This is a genomic window from Methylobacterium sp. AC433, assembly GCF_979253015.1.
The window spans coordinates 15,116-30,298 of record NZ_CEEDBN010000014.1; the positions used below are offsets into that span (position 1 = coordinate 15,116).

Sequence of the window (15,183 nt, forward strand, 5' to 3'; positions counted from 1 at the left end):
TCTTAACGTAAGTTACCAAGTTCTATCAATTTATCATCTTTTTTTTCAAGATAAATATTCAAATGTTATAAAAATAGCATTCATAGCTGTGGATTTCTTCGAAAAGTAGGAAAACTACCTCATGTTGTGACCATGGAATCCGAGATTCGACTTTTGAACACTACGTACTCGGCCGCACGAATCTTTGTGGCGGCTGGCTTCGACCCGCAAAATCGCATTCCATGATCCGATAGGAGGCGAGCGCCGGGACGACGGTGTGAGAGCGGTCGACCTCGGCGACGTGACGGCCGGCAGGAGGCATCCCGTGTCCAGCCCGAACCATCGGTCGGGCGTCTCCGTCGTCGCGATGAGGAGCAAACGAGAGGGGATCGCCGATCGCGGCGGCATTCATCATCCTATGAGACTGCGCCGATTCACGGCGCCGCCGCAGCGCTGCAGGGAGGCGGCGTGCGAGGAGCGCGTTCGGCGCAGCCGGGGGGGCGAGAGCCTGGACGCCCCACTGCCGCTCGCGCCCGCCGCCGTCTCGGATCTCGCCTCCGGCGACCGATGGCTGCCCAGGCGCGGGAGCCTCTCGATCGGCCCCGTCCGTGATCTCGGTCCCGTCACTCACGTCGGACGCGATGCGCCCGCAGCCGATGACGGCGACTGTTCCGGCCTGAACATCCTCCTGATTCCGGTCTTCATGACGGATGCCATTCTGTAGGACCACCCTGTCGCCGATCTGCGGGAATTGGGTGAAGGCGCGCATGGTGACCTCACCTGGAAGGCGAGCATCGAGTACAAGGCAGACCCCGTCGTTCGCGCGGTTCGCTCAGGGCGGGTTTTCGATGGAATACGACGTCACCCGCGAGCTCGCGTGCCTTGCGCCGGCGCGGGTATGAGCTCTGGTGCTCGTGGCGATGTCGGCCCGCGCCGACGCCCCGGCCCTGTCGCGACGGAAGGCGTTCGCTGCACGGAACCTCGACCCCGACCGGCTCCACGTCCTGAGCCGCGGCGCGTGCCGAGCGTGCTCCATCCGGATCGCGCGAACGTTGCGGACATGATCGAGCGCGTGTGGGCGATGAACGAGCGTGATCGCCTTACTTGCTCTTGCCGCCCTTCTTGCCGAGCTCTGCCTGGGCGGACGAGGAGGTGCGCGGGTTCGACTTGCCTTCGTGACTGGCCTTCGCATTCGCCTTCCTGGCGGTCTCGCTGCCGTGACCCTTCTTCTCGGTCATGATCCTCTCCAGTGTGACGCGCCGAGGACTTCGTGCCTGAGGGTGCAACGGTTAAGCCTGCGCCGACGTTCCTGGTCGCGGCCCGCAACTTCCGAGGGCCATGGGAGCAGATCATGCTGGTACGTTTTGGGTTGAGCTTCGTCCTCGCGGCCGCTGCGGCCAGCGCTGCCATGGCGGCACCGATGAGCGACGAGGACAAGGCCGCCCTGCAGCAGCAATGCGCCGGCGACTTCACGACCTTCTGCGCCGGCCTGCCGCCCGAGGATGGCCCCGAGACGCAGGCTTGCTTCCAGAAGAACATGTCGAAGCTCTCGCCGGGCTGCCAGAACGCGATCCAGGCCTACAAGAAGAAGGGCTGACGCCAGACGGGGCGGTGTTCGCGGGCTTCCAAGCCCGGAGAGGCCGGGCCTTGGAACTCGCATGTCGGACGGTTGGATCCGGCCGATGGTCGTCTTGCCGGAACCGATCCGCTTAAGGTGTTGGCGATCGTCTCGGGGATTTCGATCGATCGTTCCGTCATGACGACATCGCAGATGGCCGATGCCGTCCTTCTCGACCAGCCGCCACCACAGGGGGCGCGTTGCTCGTCTCGGTGCTGGTCTGGATGGCGGGGTGCCCCGCCATCCAAGTCGATCACCTCGCGTCCGGTCGTCTTGGCGGACCTCGGTCTCCTCATGCTCCTGATGGGGCGGTCTCGCGTGAGGTCGTGACCGGCCGTCGGTGACGCGCCACCCCGACATGGCCGGTCGGGAAGCGGCAGGAGCGACCGCAGATCCCCGCTTTCCCAGACCTCCCGGACAGCCAGCCGTTACTTGCCGCGACGGCGGCGGAGCCAGCGCCGGAGGCCGATCGTCAGGGCGGCGGCGAGGACGAAGAGGCCGAGGCCGGGATGCAGGAGGGCGGCTGCCTGGAACAGGACGAACACGCCGACGACGACCATCCAGGGCCGCATCCCGGCCGCGTCGGCGTCGTCCGTCGCCTGCCCGGAGACCGGTTGCGGCGCCGGGGGCTGGCGACCGATGGGCGGGACCACGCGCCTGTCGGCCGCGCCCTCCGCACGGCGAGCGGCTTCGGCCTGGGCCGCTTCCGCCTCGACCAGCCGCGGATCGGGGTGCGGGACGGGCGGCTCCGCCGGAACCCACCAGCCCTCGCGTGGCGGCACGCCCTGCGCGGAGCGCTCGCGGAACGCGGTGACCCGGGGCCGTGCCTGCTCCGGCTGCGTCCCGTGCCGTTCGGCGAGCCTTCGGGCTTGTGCCACTAGGGGCGTGCCGACCTCGGGTGTGACCATCCGGACGAAGCGCGCGAAGCCGAGGACGGCGCCGAGGACCGAGCCATCCGCGCTCCGGCCCCAGCGCCGGCCGATGGGTCCATGCCGCTCGATTCCGTGCAGCAGCGCACGAAAGCGGCGCAGGGTCTCGCGTGGCACCGCGACCCGCTCGTTGACCGTCAGTCCGGTGACCTCCTGGTGGCGGCCCCGCCGCATCACCCGGGTCTTGTCGGGATGCACAGTGAAGCCTTCCTTCGTGACGATCTCGTGCACGTATTTCAGTAGGGGGCCGACCTTGGCCGCCGCCTCGCCCGAGGCCGAGAAGGTCATGTCGTCGGCGTAGCGGGTGTAGGCGAAGCCCAGCGAGCGGGCGAGGCCCGAGAGCCGCGCGTCGAGACGGGTGCAGACGAGGTTCGTCAGGGCCGGGCTGGTCGGTGCCCCCTGCGGCAGCCGCCGCGGGCCGCGGGCCGCGTAGAGTCGCTGCCCGTCGATCTCGACCGCGTCCACGTCCGGCTCGGTGCAGAGGAGCGCGAGCACGGTGGCGACCGGCTCGGCATAGCCGAGACCGCGGAACTTGCCCTTGATCCGGCGGTAGTCGAGGCTCGGAAAGAAGTCCTTCAGGTCGAGGTTGACCACCACGTCGCGACCCACATGGGCGGCGGCATTGGTCAGGATCGAGCGGCCGGGCACGAAGCCGTGGGCCGCCTCGTGCACCGGCACCCGGGCGAGCACCGCGTCGAGCACCCAGTACTGCGCGCGCTTCAGGCGCGGCATCGGCGCCGAGATGGCCCGCACGCCGCCCGTCTTCTTCGGGATCGTGAAGCGCTGGTAGTGGCTCACCGACGTCAGCGCCCGGTCATAGGCGAGGAAGCGCAACTCGCCGAGGCTGATCCCGATCGCCCGCGCCAGCGCCGCGGGGCTGACGAGCGGCGGCAGGCCGTTCGCCGGGGATACGGGGGCTGCCTCCTGCGCGGAGAGGCCGGCCGAGACGCCCTCGCCCAGGTAGAGGATCTCGGACTTCCGCCGCTCGTGCCAGGCGAGCGCCCGGTCGTGCCGGTCGCGGGCGCCGCGCAGGCGGGTCTCCGCCCGCCGCTCCAGGGCCGCCTTCTTGCGGCGCTTGTGCATCGCCTTGAGGGCCGCCTCCGGATCGCGCCAGAGGGCCTCGCGCCGGTGCAGGTCGCCGATCTCGCGCGTGATCTCGCCCCGACGGCGGATCAGGTCGTCGGGCAGATTCGGCTGGTCGACCCCGTCCGGCCAGTAGCCGAGGCGGATCATCTCCTCGAGGACGACCTCGTCCTTCGAGCTCTCGCGGATGCGGTCGTAGAGCTGTTGGCGTGTCAGCGAGCCGGGCCGGACCGTCATGGGCGTGCGGCCGGCTGAGCGAGGGACGCCGGCCGGAAAGCCTTCGTCAAGTCTCGGGACTGGCCCGGTCCACTCGATGCCGGCACGACCTCCCCCGCGCGCTTGGGTTCAAGGAACCCAAACCGAAAGCGCGCGGGGGAGGTCAGTGCCGGCCCAGTGAAGAGCGGGCCAGTGACGCTTTGCCGGGCAGGGTGCAGGGACGGCGAAGCGCCGCCCAGGGTGCAAGGTCCGCTCCGGCCGGCGCCCCTCTGGGCGGAAACTGTAGGATATCCGACCACGGGCGGCAATCGTTTCCGGCCGCTCATGCCTGCCTCCCCATGGGCTTGCCCTCGACCTGCATGTGGAAGGACCGGCGCAGCGCCAGCATGTGCTCGCAGGGGCCGCGCGCCAGCCTGTTGCGGATGAAGAAGCCGCAGGTGCAGCGGCCGTCGACCATGCGGTCGTCCGCGTCGATCGCGACCGCGGGGGCGAGCGACCGGCCGTCGTCCATCACCGTCCCGGTGAGGCTGCGCCGGCCGTCGGCACGCCCGATGGGACCCAGGGTCACGAGCCCGGCGGCGAGGAAGCGGTCGGCCTTGGCCTCCTGCTCGGAGGCGAAGCGCAGGGCGCCGGCATCCAGCGGCTCGCGGGTCAGTTCGCGCAGGCGGTACACCCGCTTGTCGAGGTCGAACATGGCGCGGCCGGCCTGCACGTAGCCTCCCAGCGCCGATTCCACGATCCCCCGGTCGAGCCCCGTCTCGGCGGCGAGACGGCCGGCATCGGCGAAGTGGTGGCGGCCCAGTGCGGAGAAGACTCCCGCGGCGGTTGCCGCATCCACATCGGTGCGGGGGGCGAGGAGGTCGAACTGCCCCGCGCGCGACCAGTCGTTGGCGGTCCATCCGGAGAGGCCGAGGGTGAAGCGCAGGCCCCCGAAATCCACCACCGCGAACGCGGGCAAGCCGGTGCCGAGGAGGTGAAGGCGCACGGACCGGGCCAGCGGCAGGGCGCGTCCGAGGATCGCCAGCCGGCGCCGGCCCCAGAGCCGGATCTCGGCCCCCGTCGCGCCGCGATAGATCGAGCGGCGGAAGATCAGGCGCTCGTTCCAGGGCTCGATCAGCACGCTCACCGGCTGGCCGGGTTCGAGCAGGAAGCGCAGGGAGCGTGGACCGTGCCGCTCTCGACGTGCGGCGAGGCGCGTGAGGATCGCGTGCATGTCGACCGGGTGCAGGTCGACGATGTGCGCCGGCTGGGCCATCGCGCTCGAGACCTGGAGGAAGCCCCGCACCCAGGAATCGGGCAGATCGATCTTGTCCTCGCGGAACTCCGCTTCTCCGGAGGTCGCGACGGTGAAGCCCTCCGGATCGATCGACAGGTCGGTGTCCCGGTCGCTGCGGATCTTCTGGAACTCGTCGTAGAGGGCGTGACTGTAGTCGATGTTGGTGGTGCCGAACGCCATCGCGCCCATGCGCTCGAACACGTCGTGGTCACAGGACAGGCGCCCGTAGGTCGATTCGTCGAGGCTGAAGCACTCGAAGAAGATCTCGTCGGGATGCACGGTGATCACCGGGTCGAGCACGATCCAGGCGTCGAGGTCCTCCTTGTAGAGGCGGTCGAAGTAGCGCTGGCGCGCGCCGTAGAAGGTGCCCATCACCGCCCCGAAGCGGGTGTCGATGTCCCTCAACTCGCCGCGCAGGGCCTCGATCTCGGCGCGGATCGTGTCCCTCTCGGTCAGCGCCTCCGCGAGGAGCTGCTGCTCGTTGGCCTGCAGCCAGGCGAGGTAGGCGGTGCGGTCCTTCGGCTTGAAGCGCAGGTCCGACACCACGACGTGGTGCAGGGCCGAGATTGCCTCCCGGAAGGGCAGGTGGCGCGCGACCCGTCCGGTGAAGTAGGTCGGCTCGCGCAGGGTATCGGGGACGAAGCCGAGGCGGGTCGCCCCCGCCTCCGTGACGGCGCGGCTCTCGCCGAGATAGCGGTGAACGACGTTCATTGGGCGCCCTCCGTGCGGGGTTCGGGCGTCCGCCGCGCCGCCGGCGCCCGGCGCACGAGCGGCGTGTCGAGGTCCGGATAGGCGGCGGCGAGGTCGCGCAGAGTCAGGATGGCAGCGCTGCGGTCCCGGGCTGTTCCGCTCAGCGACAGGTCGGCGAAGAGCGGCAGGAGCCGCTCGGCCCGCGCGCGGCTCCGCAGGGCCTGCGCCTTCAGGAAAGCGGCCATCCGGTCCTTGGCGGTCCGCCCCGTCAGCACCTGCAACATCACGATGCGGGCGAGCGGTACCAGCCGGGCGAAGGCGTCCTCGCCCGCCACCGCCTGCTCGCTCAGGAGCTCGGTGAGCAGGAGATGCATGGACGGCGAGGGATGCTCCAGGAGGCGCAGGACCTGCGCATCCGCGTCCCCGGGCCGGAGCCGGGTGCGCAGGAGGTGGCGGGCGAAGGCGAGCACCTCCGGCTTGACGCTGTCGGTGACGGCGGCGAGGGCCGCCGGCGTCCAGGCCTCGTCCGGCCAGGTCGCGAAGTGAGCCCGAGCGAAAGCGAGGGTGTCGGGCCAGTCGCCGTCCACGAGGAGCACCGCGTCGGCCGCCTCGGCCTGAAAACGGGCGGGCGCCGCCTCGTAAGCCCCCATCGCCCATTGCCGGACCGACAGGTGTGGATGGCCGCCGAGCCGCGCGATCTGGCGCACGCTGAAGAGATCGGGGGTCCGCTCGGCGAGCAGGGCCGCCCCGAGGCGCTGCGCTCCCTTGGCCCGCGCCTGCAGAAGACGCCACAGGGTGCCGGCATCCAGGGCCGCGAGCTCGCCCGGCACCGCCTCCCGGAGCAGCGCGATCATGTCGGCGGCGAAGTCATCGTCGGGCGCGGTCCGGAACAGGGCCGCGATGACGGCCTGGGCCAGATCGCCGACACTGCCCGGATCGGCCTCGACGAGCCGTCGCACCAGGGGCCGTGCCGCCCTGCGCAGGGGCGGCGACGATCCGATCGCCAGCGCACGGACGCGCTCGGCGTGCCGGGCGAGGCCCGCATCGTCGAGCCTGGCCATAAGGCCGAGCGCCGCCTCGCGAACGTCCACCGAGTCCGATCCGATCAGGGCGTCCCAGCGTTCGGCCGGGAAACCGTCGGCATCGACTCCCGATTGCGCCAGGAGCGCGATGCCCGCCGCGGCGACCTCGGGCACCGGGTGCGCCACCAGGGCGGCCGCGTCCACCTCGGAAACCGGCATGTCGCCGCCTGGCCAGAGGAGCGGGATTCCGGCCCGCATGGCCCGGATCGCCGCGGCGGCGTCGGCATCGAGGTCCGTCGGCATCGCCCGCAGCCAGGCGATCAGCCGGTCGGTGAGCGGGGCCGAACTGGCCGGCGGGAGTGGCCGCGCGCGGGCATGGACCGCCACGGCCTCCACGACCTCCGGCTCCGGGCTCGTCAGCAGCAGGAAGGCCAGGGACGGGCTCGACCACGGCAGCTCCGGCTCGGCCTCGATCCGCCGCAGGGCGAGCGTCTGCGCCTCCGGGACGGGCGCGCGAACCAGGACGCCCAGGAGGTGCGGGTCGGCCTCGCCCTCGGAGAGCCGCGCGCGCGCGATCTCCAGGGCCAGCCGCGGCACCGCCGGCCAGGCCGCCCCGAGCAGGTGGCCGAGATCGGCGGCGCTCAGGGATGCGCGGGCCGCTGGATCGGCCCGCAGCACCCGCAGGCCCAGCATCGATACGGGCTCGATCAGCCCCTCGGCCGCGAGCCGCAGGGCCAGGTCCGGTCGCGCGCTCCACAAGTCCGGGAAGGCCTCGTCGCGGCTCTCCGGATCGGGCTCGTCCGCGAGGTAGAACGTCAGGGTGCCGGGCCGCGGACGGGCCTGCGCGGCGTGCCGGTAGAGAAGTTGGCTGGCGGTCCAGTTGGTCGAGAGCGGTCCGCGCAGGCGCCGGTCGCGGCCCCAGCTGCCGTTGGGCTGGCGCGTCCAGGTATAGACATGGGTCCGCGGCCCCATTTCCCCGGGGTGCAGACCCAGCAGGAAGGCGGCGGCCATCTCGGCGAAATGCGGATCGCCGACCTCGCCGCGCTTGCGCAGGCCCCGCCAGATTCGGCGCTTCAGGTAGAGCCGGGTCGCCGAGGACAGGCCGATCCGCGACTGCGGCGTGCCGCGCTCCTCGCGGATCGGAATCATCCGCTTGGCCCAGTACACGTGGCTGTCTCCGGACCGGTACATCGCCGTCGCGGTCTCGAAGCGGCGGCCTGCCGCCGCGAAGAGGCCGGCATCGTCGGCCATCTCGGCGTGTTTCAGGAGGCGGCGCAGGCCGATGAGGAAGGGCGGCCGCGCGGGCAGGACGGGGAGGGCGGCGCAGAGGCCGCCATGCAGCACGGAATCGCCCTGCGCGCAGCGGCCCAGCGCCACCAGCGCCGGCCCGACCTCGGCCGGACGCTGTGCGGCGAGGGCGGTCAGCGCGGCGGCGAGCCCGGCTCCGTCCCCGGCACCGGCGACTCGGGCGATCTCGGCGGGTAGACCGGCCGCCTCGTCCGCCGGCTGCCGCTGGTCCCCCATGAGCGGAGAGGCGAGGGCGAACCGGGCCAGATCCCGGACCACGACGCTGGGCGTGCCCGCGGCCACGGCCTCGAGCAAGGCCGCCGCCGGAGCGCCGACGGCGCGGGCGAGGGCCCAGACCAGGGCGTAGCTCGCCGCGGCCGGGCCGCGCTCCTCCGCCAGGGCGACGAGGTCGGGCCCCGCCGCAGCGAGCCGGAGCTGACCGACGCGCCAGAGCAGGCGCTCCCGGTCCGCCTCCGGCCAGGCCCATCGCCGGCAGCCGGCGAGGCGCGCCAGGAGGATTCCGGCGCGGCCCTCGGCAGGTTCTCCATCGGCCGCCACCCCCGACCGTGCCGCGAACTGGTCGCCTCGGCTGTAGCCGCCGTTGAGCTTCGAGACGACGACGCTGTCGAAGACCCGCTCTGCCGCCTCGCGCGCGACGGGCTGCGCCGTCTTCGATCCTTCCCGCAGGGACGCGCCCCGGCGCCCGTAACGGAAATTGACCAGGAAGCGCTCGGGCGCCGGGACCGCGTCGTTCTCGACGAGATCCACCTCGTAGACCTTGTCGGAGGTACCCGCCCGCAGGTGGAGGCGCGTCGAACGGACAACCTTCATGCTGGCATTCCGGGCCGGACGGCGCTGCGATCGGGGGATCTGGGCATCGTGGCTCCTCGCGGCGACGAGACGGGTTCCGGACACCCGCACGTCTCCGCGGGCTTTCGATCGGCAGGAATTTCTACCCGCCCTGGGAGCGGGGGAGCAACCCTCGACCGCATCAGCGGCGCATATCTTCGATGGTTCCGCACTAAGCCAAATCCCGAGACCGCGATGGCGAGACTGCGTCTGGCCGTGCCACTGTCGCCTCGGGCGACGCCACGGCCGGGACGATCGGACGGCGGTCCGCCCTAGGATTCATAGCCGACACGAAGGGAATACGCGCATGATCATCTGGTCCGGTTGGGGTATGCTCTCGGCGCTGATCGGCGGCGCCGCGCTGGTGATCAGCGTCCTCCTCGATCCCGCTCTGGCGCGGCTGGGGGTGCCGACACCGACGGGCGTCGTCCTCGTCTGGCTGGCCGCGGCCTTCGCGAACTGGACCCTCGGCAAGCGGTTGAACGGGCGGCCCGGTCGTGAGTTGATCGATCCGCGCACCGGAGAGCGCGTCGTCCTGCGCGCGCGGCACACGCTGTTCTGGATCCCCATGCAGTATTACTCGTTGCTGATGCTGCTGCTCGGGGCCCTCGCCGCCTTCGCGGCGCTGATGGCCCACGGCCCCGGGCGCGCGGTGTGACGGGCGCCTCGTACCGGCGCGGGCCGGACCTGGCGGCGATGGACTTCCAGGTGGGAGAGTTCAAGCCTTTGGACTCCAAGAATGCGGCCTCGTCCCGTTCGGGCTCGCCCCTCGCCCTGCGCCGTCAGGTGCGGCCTGACCGCGCCGGCGCGCTGCCGTAGCCGCTCGACCGTCCGCCTCGACGGCTCCGATGGCGGCTGGATAGCCCGCCAGGGCGTGCGCGGCGATGTCGCCGCCATCCGCGAAGCGATCGCACGCTGCGCGAGCCCTCGAAGCCCGGATCCTGTGAACTCCGTTCGAGTCCCTCGGGTGGCCCGAGTTCGGCTTCGCTCACGCGCCGGATCAGTCCGGCCGCGAAAACACGCTGCCGCCGATGAAGGCCATCGCGCGGGCGGGCCGGGGCGGAGTCTTCTGCGAGCCGAAGGCGAAGAAGAGCCGGCGGCTGCGCCCGTCATCGCCGATCAGGGTCAGGGTGTGGCGGTCGAGGCTATAGCGTCCGCCCTCGGGAGCGTGGCGGCGGCTCACCGTCGCGCCGGCCCCGGAGGTCGCTCCCGAATTCATCGCCCCCACCGAGCCGCCCCGGCCGTAGGTGCCATCCGCGCGAAACTCGTAGCGATTCGAGACCGCCACCGTCACGTCGCCGCCCATCGCGCTGGTGCCGCCGCCGGACAGCCGCCGGTAGGCGCCCACGATCGTCCGCTCGCCGGCCTCGGCCGGGAAGGCCAGGAAGAACGAGCCGCCCTGGAGGGTCTCGTCCTGCGGCTTGCCTCCGCCCCGCGTCAGGACGAACCGGTCGCCCGAGCGGGTCCAGCGCCCGAACCGGCGCGGCTCGGCGATCCGCTCGGCGGCCAGATCGACATCCTCCAACGCCGCTTCGTCGATCTCGTAGCTGGTGCCGTCGCGCAGGAGGATCACCGGCTCGTAGTCGATGGTGACCATGCCGCCGACCCCGACGCCCGTGGCGGCCCGGAAGTAGACGCCCTCGACCTCAGACCAGTTGGCGGCGTGGCGCGGTTCTCCGAGGGGCTGAGGCGGGCTGGCGGGCGGGTCGACGTCCCGCCCGGGCGACGCCACCCTGGCATCGGCCGGTGCCGGGTCCGGGCGGATCGAGTTCGGCGCTGCCGCGGTCCGCTGGCCTTTCGGAACAAGCCCGTCGTCGGTCAGCGCGACGGCGCGTAGCGACGTCACCGGGATGAAGTCCTTGGACAGCCCGGCCAGGAAGTCAGGCATCATCCCGAGGCGCCGGGCGGCCTGCCAGCCCGCATGATGCAGGACCGTGCGCAGCTTCACCTGTTCGGCGAAGGCGGCGCGGGTGGCCGGCCGCGACAGCGGCGGCTTACCGGCCATCGGCTCGACCATCTTCCGCCGGATCGCCCGCAGGGCCGCCGGACCCGGCTCGGCCTGGATGTCGTTGGCGACCATCCATTGCAGGGTGATGAAGGCGGTGAGCACGTCGCCGGCATCGTCCGTCCGCAGTCCGGTGTCGGCGACGAGGCTGCGGAAGATCGCGTCGTAATCGTACTTGGCCATCTCCCGCGCCACCTCCATCGCCGCGATGGGGTTGGTGGTGCGCAGTTCGCGGATATGGCGGGCGACGGTGGCGGCGCGCAGGTCCGCGCTGGTGGCGAAGGACAGGGTGGACGCCCCCGCCGGCCGAGCGGCATTCCCTGGCGGCGGCCGGGCGGTATCCTTCACCGACTGGGCGCCGATCGTCGCGTCGAGGGTCTGGAATTGCTGCTGCTGGAGGCCCTGGAGGATGCTCGTGCCGATATCCTGGGCCGGCGCCGCGATCGGAAGCAGCGGGAGAAGGGCGCAGACGAGGCGGATCGTGGGCATCATGGCGTACTCCGTGTTCGGTCATGCGGCTCGCTGGCGTCTCCGGCCACGTCGTGGGAGGCCGGATGGATCGCCCCGGGGACGATCGCGGGGTCCCGGAGCACCGTCCGCGCGGACCTCGCCCTGCTGGGGACGGTCCGCTTCACGACGACCAAGCCCGGAGGAGTGCCCGCACACCGCTGACCATCCCGCCGAATCCGGTCAGCGCGAACAGGGGCAGGAGCGGGACGGTGAGCCATCCCACGGTGACCAGGAAGCGGAGCAGTCGGAGCAGGCTCCCGATCCGACGGGGACGTCCGGCGGGCGCCTGTCCCCGTGCGTCATGGGACCACCTCTGCATCGTCACGGCGCATCGCTCCGGCCTGGGTTACCGCGTGCCGCGCGGGCCGTCCGCGCAGCGGCGCCAGACCCGCTGGTAGCCGGCATCGCCCGGTCGCCCGTAGCACCAGCCTCCCGCGACGAGCCTTCGGTCGAGGGCGTCGCGCCGCTCGCAGGCCTCCTGCGTACGCGGATCGTCGCCGCGCCCGCCCCGGCAGGCGGAATTGAGGACCGCCCAGTCCTGCAGGAGCGCAGGCGGTGCATCGGCGGTCTGCCAGGCCTGGGCGTCCGGAGCGGCGAAGGCGACAAGGCAGAAGAAGAGGAGCGCCGGGGCTGATCGCGTGACGCACCGGAAGGCACCCGGCGCGGCGAGCGGCAAGGGTCCGCGGCGCGATCCGGTCATCGGTCCGGGTCCGCGATGTCCCGGAACTCCGCGCCCCGGCGTGGCGGTGGTCGGGAGGAGAACCAGGCGCTTCATGGTGCGCCCGCCTGCCCGCCGCGCGGCGCCACCGAGGCGGCGATACGCTCGGCCCGCGCGAGAATGTCCGGCCGGTCGGCGCGCGCAAGGCCAATGACGCGCAGGTAGCCAGCCTCCGCGAACCGGATCGTCTGGATCACGCCGACCTCCCGGCCCGAGCGCACGTCCTTGCCGGTCCCACGCAGGCGGACGACGACCGCTCCGTCGCGGGTCGCGCGGTCCTCGTCGGCGACTACGATGTCCCGAACCTCGCGGATGGTGCCCAGCGCCTTACGGGCGAAGGCGCTCTCCTGTCCGGGTGCGACCGGAACCTGCCCCAGGGCCGGTGCGACGATGACCAGGGCTTGGGTTCCCTCGGGATCGACGTCCTTGGGGCCATCGGTGAGGAGGAGGGCATTGCCCATCAGCATGCGGACGGGACGGAAGCCCGCGCGGTCGCCGACCGTATAGGGCAAGGCCGCGATCTGGTCGTCGACGCTGCCGGGCGAGCGAAACGCGATCGTCTCCAGGGCCGCCTCGACCGCCCGGTCCGGCACCTGCCGGCGGGCCGATTCCGGAACCTGCACGGTGACGAGGCCTGTGCCGGCCTCACCGCGGACCACCGCGACCCACTTGGCGTAGGTGACCCCGTTGGCCGCCTGGCTGCCGCGCAGGACCCGGCCCTCGCCCCCCGCCACGGGCAGCCCTTCGCTGCCGCCCTTGGCGCGAAAGCCCGTAGCGCGGAGGGCGTCCGGCGTGAACTTGGCCACGAGTTGTCCGTAGGCCTCTGCCGGCATCTCGACGATGACGATCGACGCGCCTGAGCGATGCTCGAAGCCCGCGAAGGTCTTGGCGGGCGCCATGCCGGGGGGCGGTACGAGGCCGACCGCCCCGGCGGGCGGGAAGATCGGCTCGGCGGCCTGGGCTGGGACTGCGAGGAAGCCCAGGAGGGTCAACAGGCGCAGGGCAGCGCGGCGGGAGCGTATCAAGATCATGGGACGGTCCTCCGAGCGCATCAGCGCGTCGCGACGCGGTTGATCACGAAGGTGTTGCCGGAGAATTGGACCTGGCCGGGCGCGCTCATGTGGTCGAGCATCAGGCGCAGGTTGCGGCCGAGCCGGGCCGAGTCCGCGCGGGTCTCGTACCAGTACTCGGCGCTGGCGCTTCCGGCCCGGACCGGGCGGTGATGCTCGTAGCAGCGGAAGGCCGCCATGTACTCCTCGGCCGCCTGGACCTCCTGCGCCGAGAAACCGGTGAGCTTGACCGTGTAGGCCGTCGGCAGGCCGCTGCAGGCCTCTCCGGTGGGGCCAGCCGCGACGGCGCCGCCCGCCGGGGACGCGACGCCCGGCAGGGCCGCGCCCGCATCGGCACCGCGGCGCGTGGCGATGACCCCGTCGAGCTTCGCCGTCAGCGCCGAGGCGACGTCGGCGGCGATCACCTTCGCCTCGGCGCCAACCCGCTCCAGCAGGCATTCGCGGTCGCAGCCCTGGGGCAGGGGCGGCAACTGGACCCCGGCCACCTCGAAAGCACCGAGCGACTGGCCGGTGCGCACGTTGAGGAGCCGGCCGGGGATGCGTACCTCGGGCCGCACGATGTCGGAATAGGCCGATTTCGCGGCCGAGGCGTAGATCTGAAACACCGCTACCACGTCGAGCGGCGGGTTCTGCACGGCGCGGGCGACCTCGATCAGCTCTGCGTCGCGGCGGCGTACGCGGTTGGGCTGCGTGAACCCCATCGCCACGGCGGTCTCGTCGTAGACGTTGTAGCCGCGCAGGTTCATCGTCTCGGAGAGCTCGGTGATCACCCGCTGGAAGATGCGGTTGCCGCGCGGCACCGAATCCTCGTCGGCATCCTCGCCCATCACCACGACATTGGGCCTCGGCTGAGCCTGCGCAGGGACGACGAGGCCGGACAGGAACGCCGCGGCGAGGGCGGTACAGAGCACCGTGGCACGGAAGGGCATCGTCTCTCTCCTGAAACGCGAGGGTCTGGAACCGGGCGAGCCGGATTGCGGATGGCGGGTCACGGGGCGCAGCGCAGCCCGGTCGGCGCGGCCTCGAAGTCATCGAGGTCGAGGGCGACCCGCAGGCGCGGATCGGGGAGGGGACCGCCGCACGCCGTCTCCGCCACCGGCACGACGAAGCGCAGCGCGCCGGTGCGGGCCGGTGCGATCAGGCTCACCTCGACGCGGCGGTTCACCCGCGACAGGGGGGCGGCCGGGTTCCTCGGCCGGCTCGGGCCCCAGCCATGGACCCGCAGGCGCTCCGGCGCGATGCCGTAGGTCTCGACGAGGTGTGCCTTCACCGCGCGGGCCCGGGCCAGGGAGAGGCGGCGATTGTGCAGGGGGGCGCCCGCCGCGTCGGTATGGCCGGCGATGAGGAAGCCGTGGCCGGCGAGATCGGGGGCGCGGAGCGCCTGCCCCAGGGGTTCGAGCTGGATGCGGGCCTCGGGCGTCAGCCGGGCGCTGTCGTAGGCGAAGAAGACGGTGAGATCGACGGAGCGCGCCGCGACGACGCGCAGAGCCGGTCCGTCGTCATCGGGCGCCAGGGTCTGGGCCGGGGCGCCGGGATTGCCGTCGGCGAAGGGGGCCAGGGAGCGGATGATCGCGGTCGCATCGGGATTGCGCGCCTGCCCTTCCGACCGCTCGGTGGCCTCGTCGCGCGAGGCCGGCACCTCCGGCCTGACGCCCGGCACCTCCGTCAGGGGGTTGGCGCGCGCCGCCTGGGCCAGCATGGCGGCGAGGCCAAGGGCGAGGATGAGGCCGGAGCGACCGATGCGGGTTTGGGCGGCACGCCCCAGGGCGACGGTCCCGGTACTCCGCGCGATGTCTGACGGCGCGGGGCCGCGCGCGCACGCTTGGTCAATCCGCATGGGTCGGTTCTCCTCGACGTTCCGGGCCTTGCTCCGGCCCCCACACCCTGTCCCTGGACGGTCCAGAGCGAGTTTCGTCGCCCGGCCCAGCCTG

General features: G+C 71.9%; 12 protein-coding genes. 3 read left to right on the forward strand and 9 right to left on the reverse strand.

Annotated features, from left to right (window positions below):
- Positions 1-304 precede the first annotated feature (304 nt).
- The gene (locus tag AC0IWM_RS17885; protein ID WP_471757148.1) at positions 305-703 is read left to right on the forward strand and encodes a hypothetical protein; all 399 of its coding nucleotides are present in this window, start codon (positions 305-307) and stop codon (positions 701-703) included.
- A 376-nt stretch (positions 704-1,079) separates the two neighbouring features.
- Here AC0IWM_RS17885 and AC0IWM_RS17890 read toward each other — a convergent pair whose 3' ends face one another.
- Positions 1,080-1,217 (reverse strand): hypothetical protein, encoded by a 138-nt coding sequence (locus AC0IWM_RS17890; RefSeq protein WP_471757149.1) that lies wholly within the window; start codon positions 1,215-1,217, stop codon positions 1,080-1,082.
- Between the two features lie 113 nt (positions 1,218-1,330).
- Here AC0IWM_RS17890 and AC0IWM_RS17895 point away from each other — a divergent pair, with 113 nt between their 5' ends.
- The gene (locus tag AC0IWM_RS17895) at positions 1,331-1,576 is read left to right on the forward strand and encodes a hypothetical protein (protein WP_056470843.1); all 246 of its coding nucleotides are present in this window, start codon (positions 1,331-1,333) and stop codon (positions 1,574-1,576) included.
- Between the two features lie 449 nt (positions 1,577-2,025).
- On the opposite strand, the gene AC0IWM_RS17900 is transcribed toward AC0IWM_RS17895, so the two are convergent.
- From AC0IWM_RS17900 to AC0IWM_RS17910, 3 genes are all read right to left on the reverse strand, one after another.
- Positions 2,026-3,846, reverse strand: coding sequence for a reverse transcriptase family protein (locus AC0IWM_RS17900; protein WP_471757151.1), 1,821 nt, complete (start codon positions 3,844-3,846; stop codon positions 2,026-2,028).
- A gap of 301 nt (positions 3,847-4,147) precedes the next feature.
- Positions 4,148-5,812 carry an SWIM zinc finger family protein gene (locus AC0IWM_RS17905; RefSeq protein ID WP_471757153.1) on the reverse strand — a complete coding sequence of 555 codons (1,665 nt, stop codon included), beginning with the start codon at positions 5,810-5,812 and terminating at the stop codon, positions 4,148-4,150.
- On the reverse strand, positions 5,809-8,931 hold the full coding sequence (locus AC0IWM_RS17910) for a hypothetical protein (RefSeq protein WP_471757155.1): 3,123 nt from the start codon (positions 8,929-8,931) through the stop codon (positions 5,809-5,811). The genes AC0IWM_RS17905 and AC0IWM_RS17910 overlap by 4 nt, the downstream gene beginning before the upstream one ends.
- Before the next feature lie 325 nt (positions 8,932-9,256).
- Between AC0IWM_RS17910 and AC0IWM_RS17915 the strand changes: the two genes are divergently transcribed.
- Positions 9,257-9,607: a hypothetical protein gene (locus tag AC0IWM_RS17915; RefSeq protein ID WP_471757157.1), complete on the forward strand. Its 351-nt coding sequence runs from the start codon at positions 9,257-9,259 to the stop codon at positions 9,605-9,607.
- Between the two features lie 342 nt (positions 9,608-9,949).
- Here the strand turns inward: AC0IWM_RS17915 and AC0IWM_RS17920 are convergent, their stop codons facing one another.
- The 5 genes from AC0IWM_RS17920 to AC0IWM_RS17940 all read right to left on the reverse strand — a co-directional run bounded on the left by AC0IWM_RS17920 (position 9,950) and on the right by AC0IWM_RS17940 (position 15,089).
- Positions 9,950-11,446 carry a hypothetical protein gene (locus AC0IWM_RS17920; protein WP_471757159.1) on the reverse strand — a complete coding sequence of 499 codons (1,497 nt, stop codon included), beginning with the start codon at positions 11,444-11,446 and terminating at the stop codon, positions 9,950-9,952.
- A gap of 364 nt (positions 11,447-11,810) precedes the next feature.
- Positions 11,811-12,164 carry a hypothetical protein gene (locus tag AC0IWM_RS17925; RefSeq protein ID WP_471757161.1) on the reverse strand — a complete coding sequence of 118 codons (354 nt, stop codon included), beginning with the start codon at positions 12,162-12,164 and terminating at the stop codon, positions 11,811-11,813.
- Positions 12,165-12,235: 71 nt separating this feature from the next.
- Positions 12,236-13,213: a hypothetical protein gene (locus tag AC0IWM_RS17930; RefSeq protein WP_471757163.1), complete on the reverse strand. Its 978-nt coding sequence runs from the start codon at positions 13,211-13,213 to the stop codon at positions 12,236-12,238.
- 20 nt (positions 13,214-13,233) lie between these two features.
- Positions 13,234-14,181: a hypothetical protein gene (locus AC0IWM_RS17935; protein WP_471757165.1), complete on the reverse strand. Its 948-nt coding sequence runs from the start codon at positions 14,179-14,181 to the stop codon at positions 13,234-13,236.
- A 59-nt stretch (positions 14,182-14,240) separates the two neighbouring features.
- The gene (locus AC0IWM_RS17940; RefSeq protein WP_471757167.1) at positions 14,241-15,089 is read right to left on the reverse strand and encodes an OmpA family protein; all 849 of its coding nucleotides are present in this window, start codon (positions 15,087-15,089) and stop codon (positions 14,241-14,243) included.
- Positions 15,090-15,183: the final 94 nt, after the last annotated feature.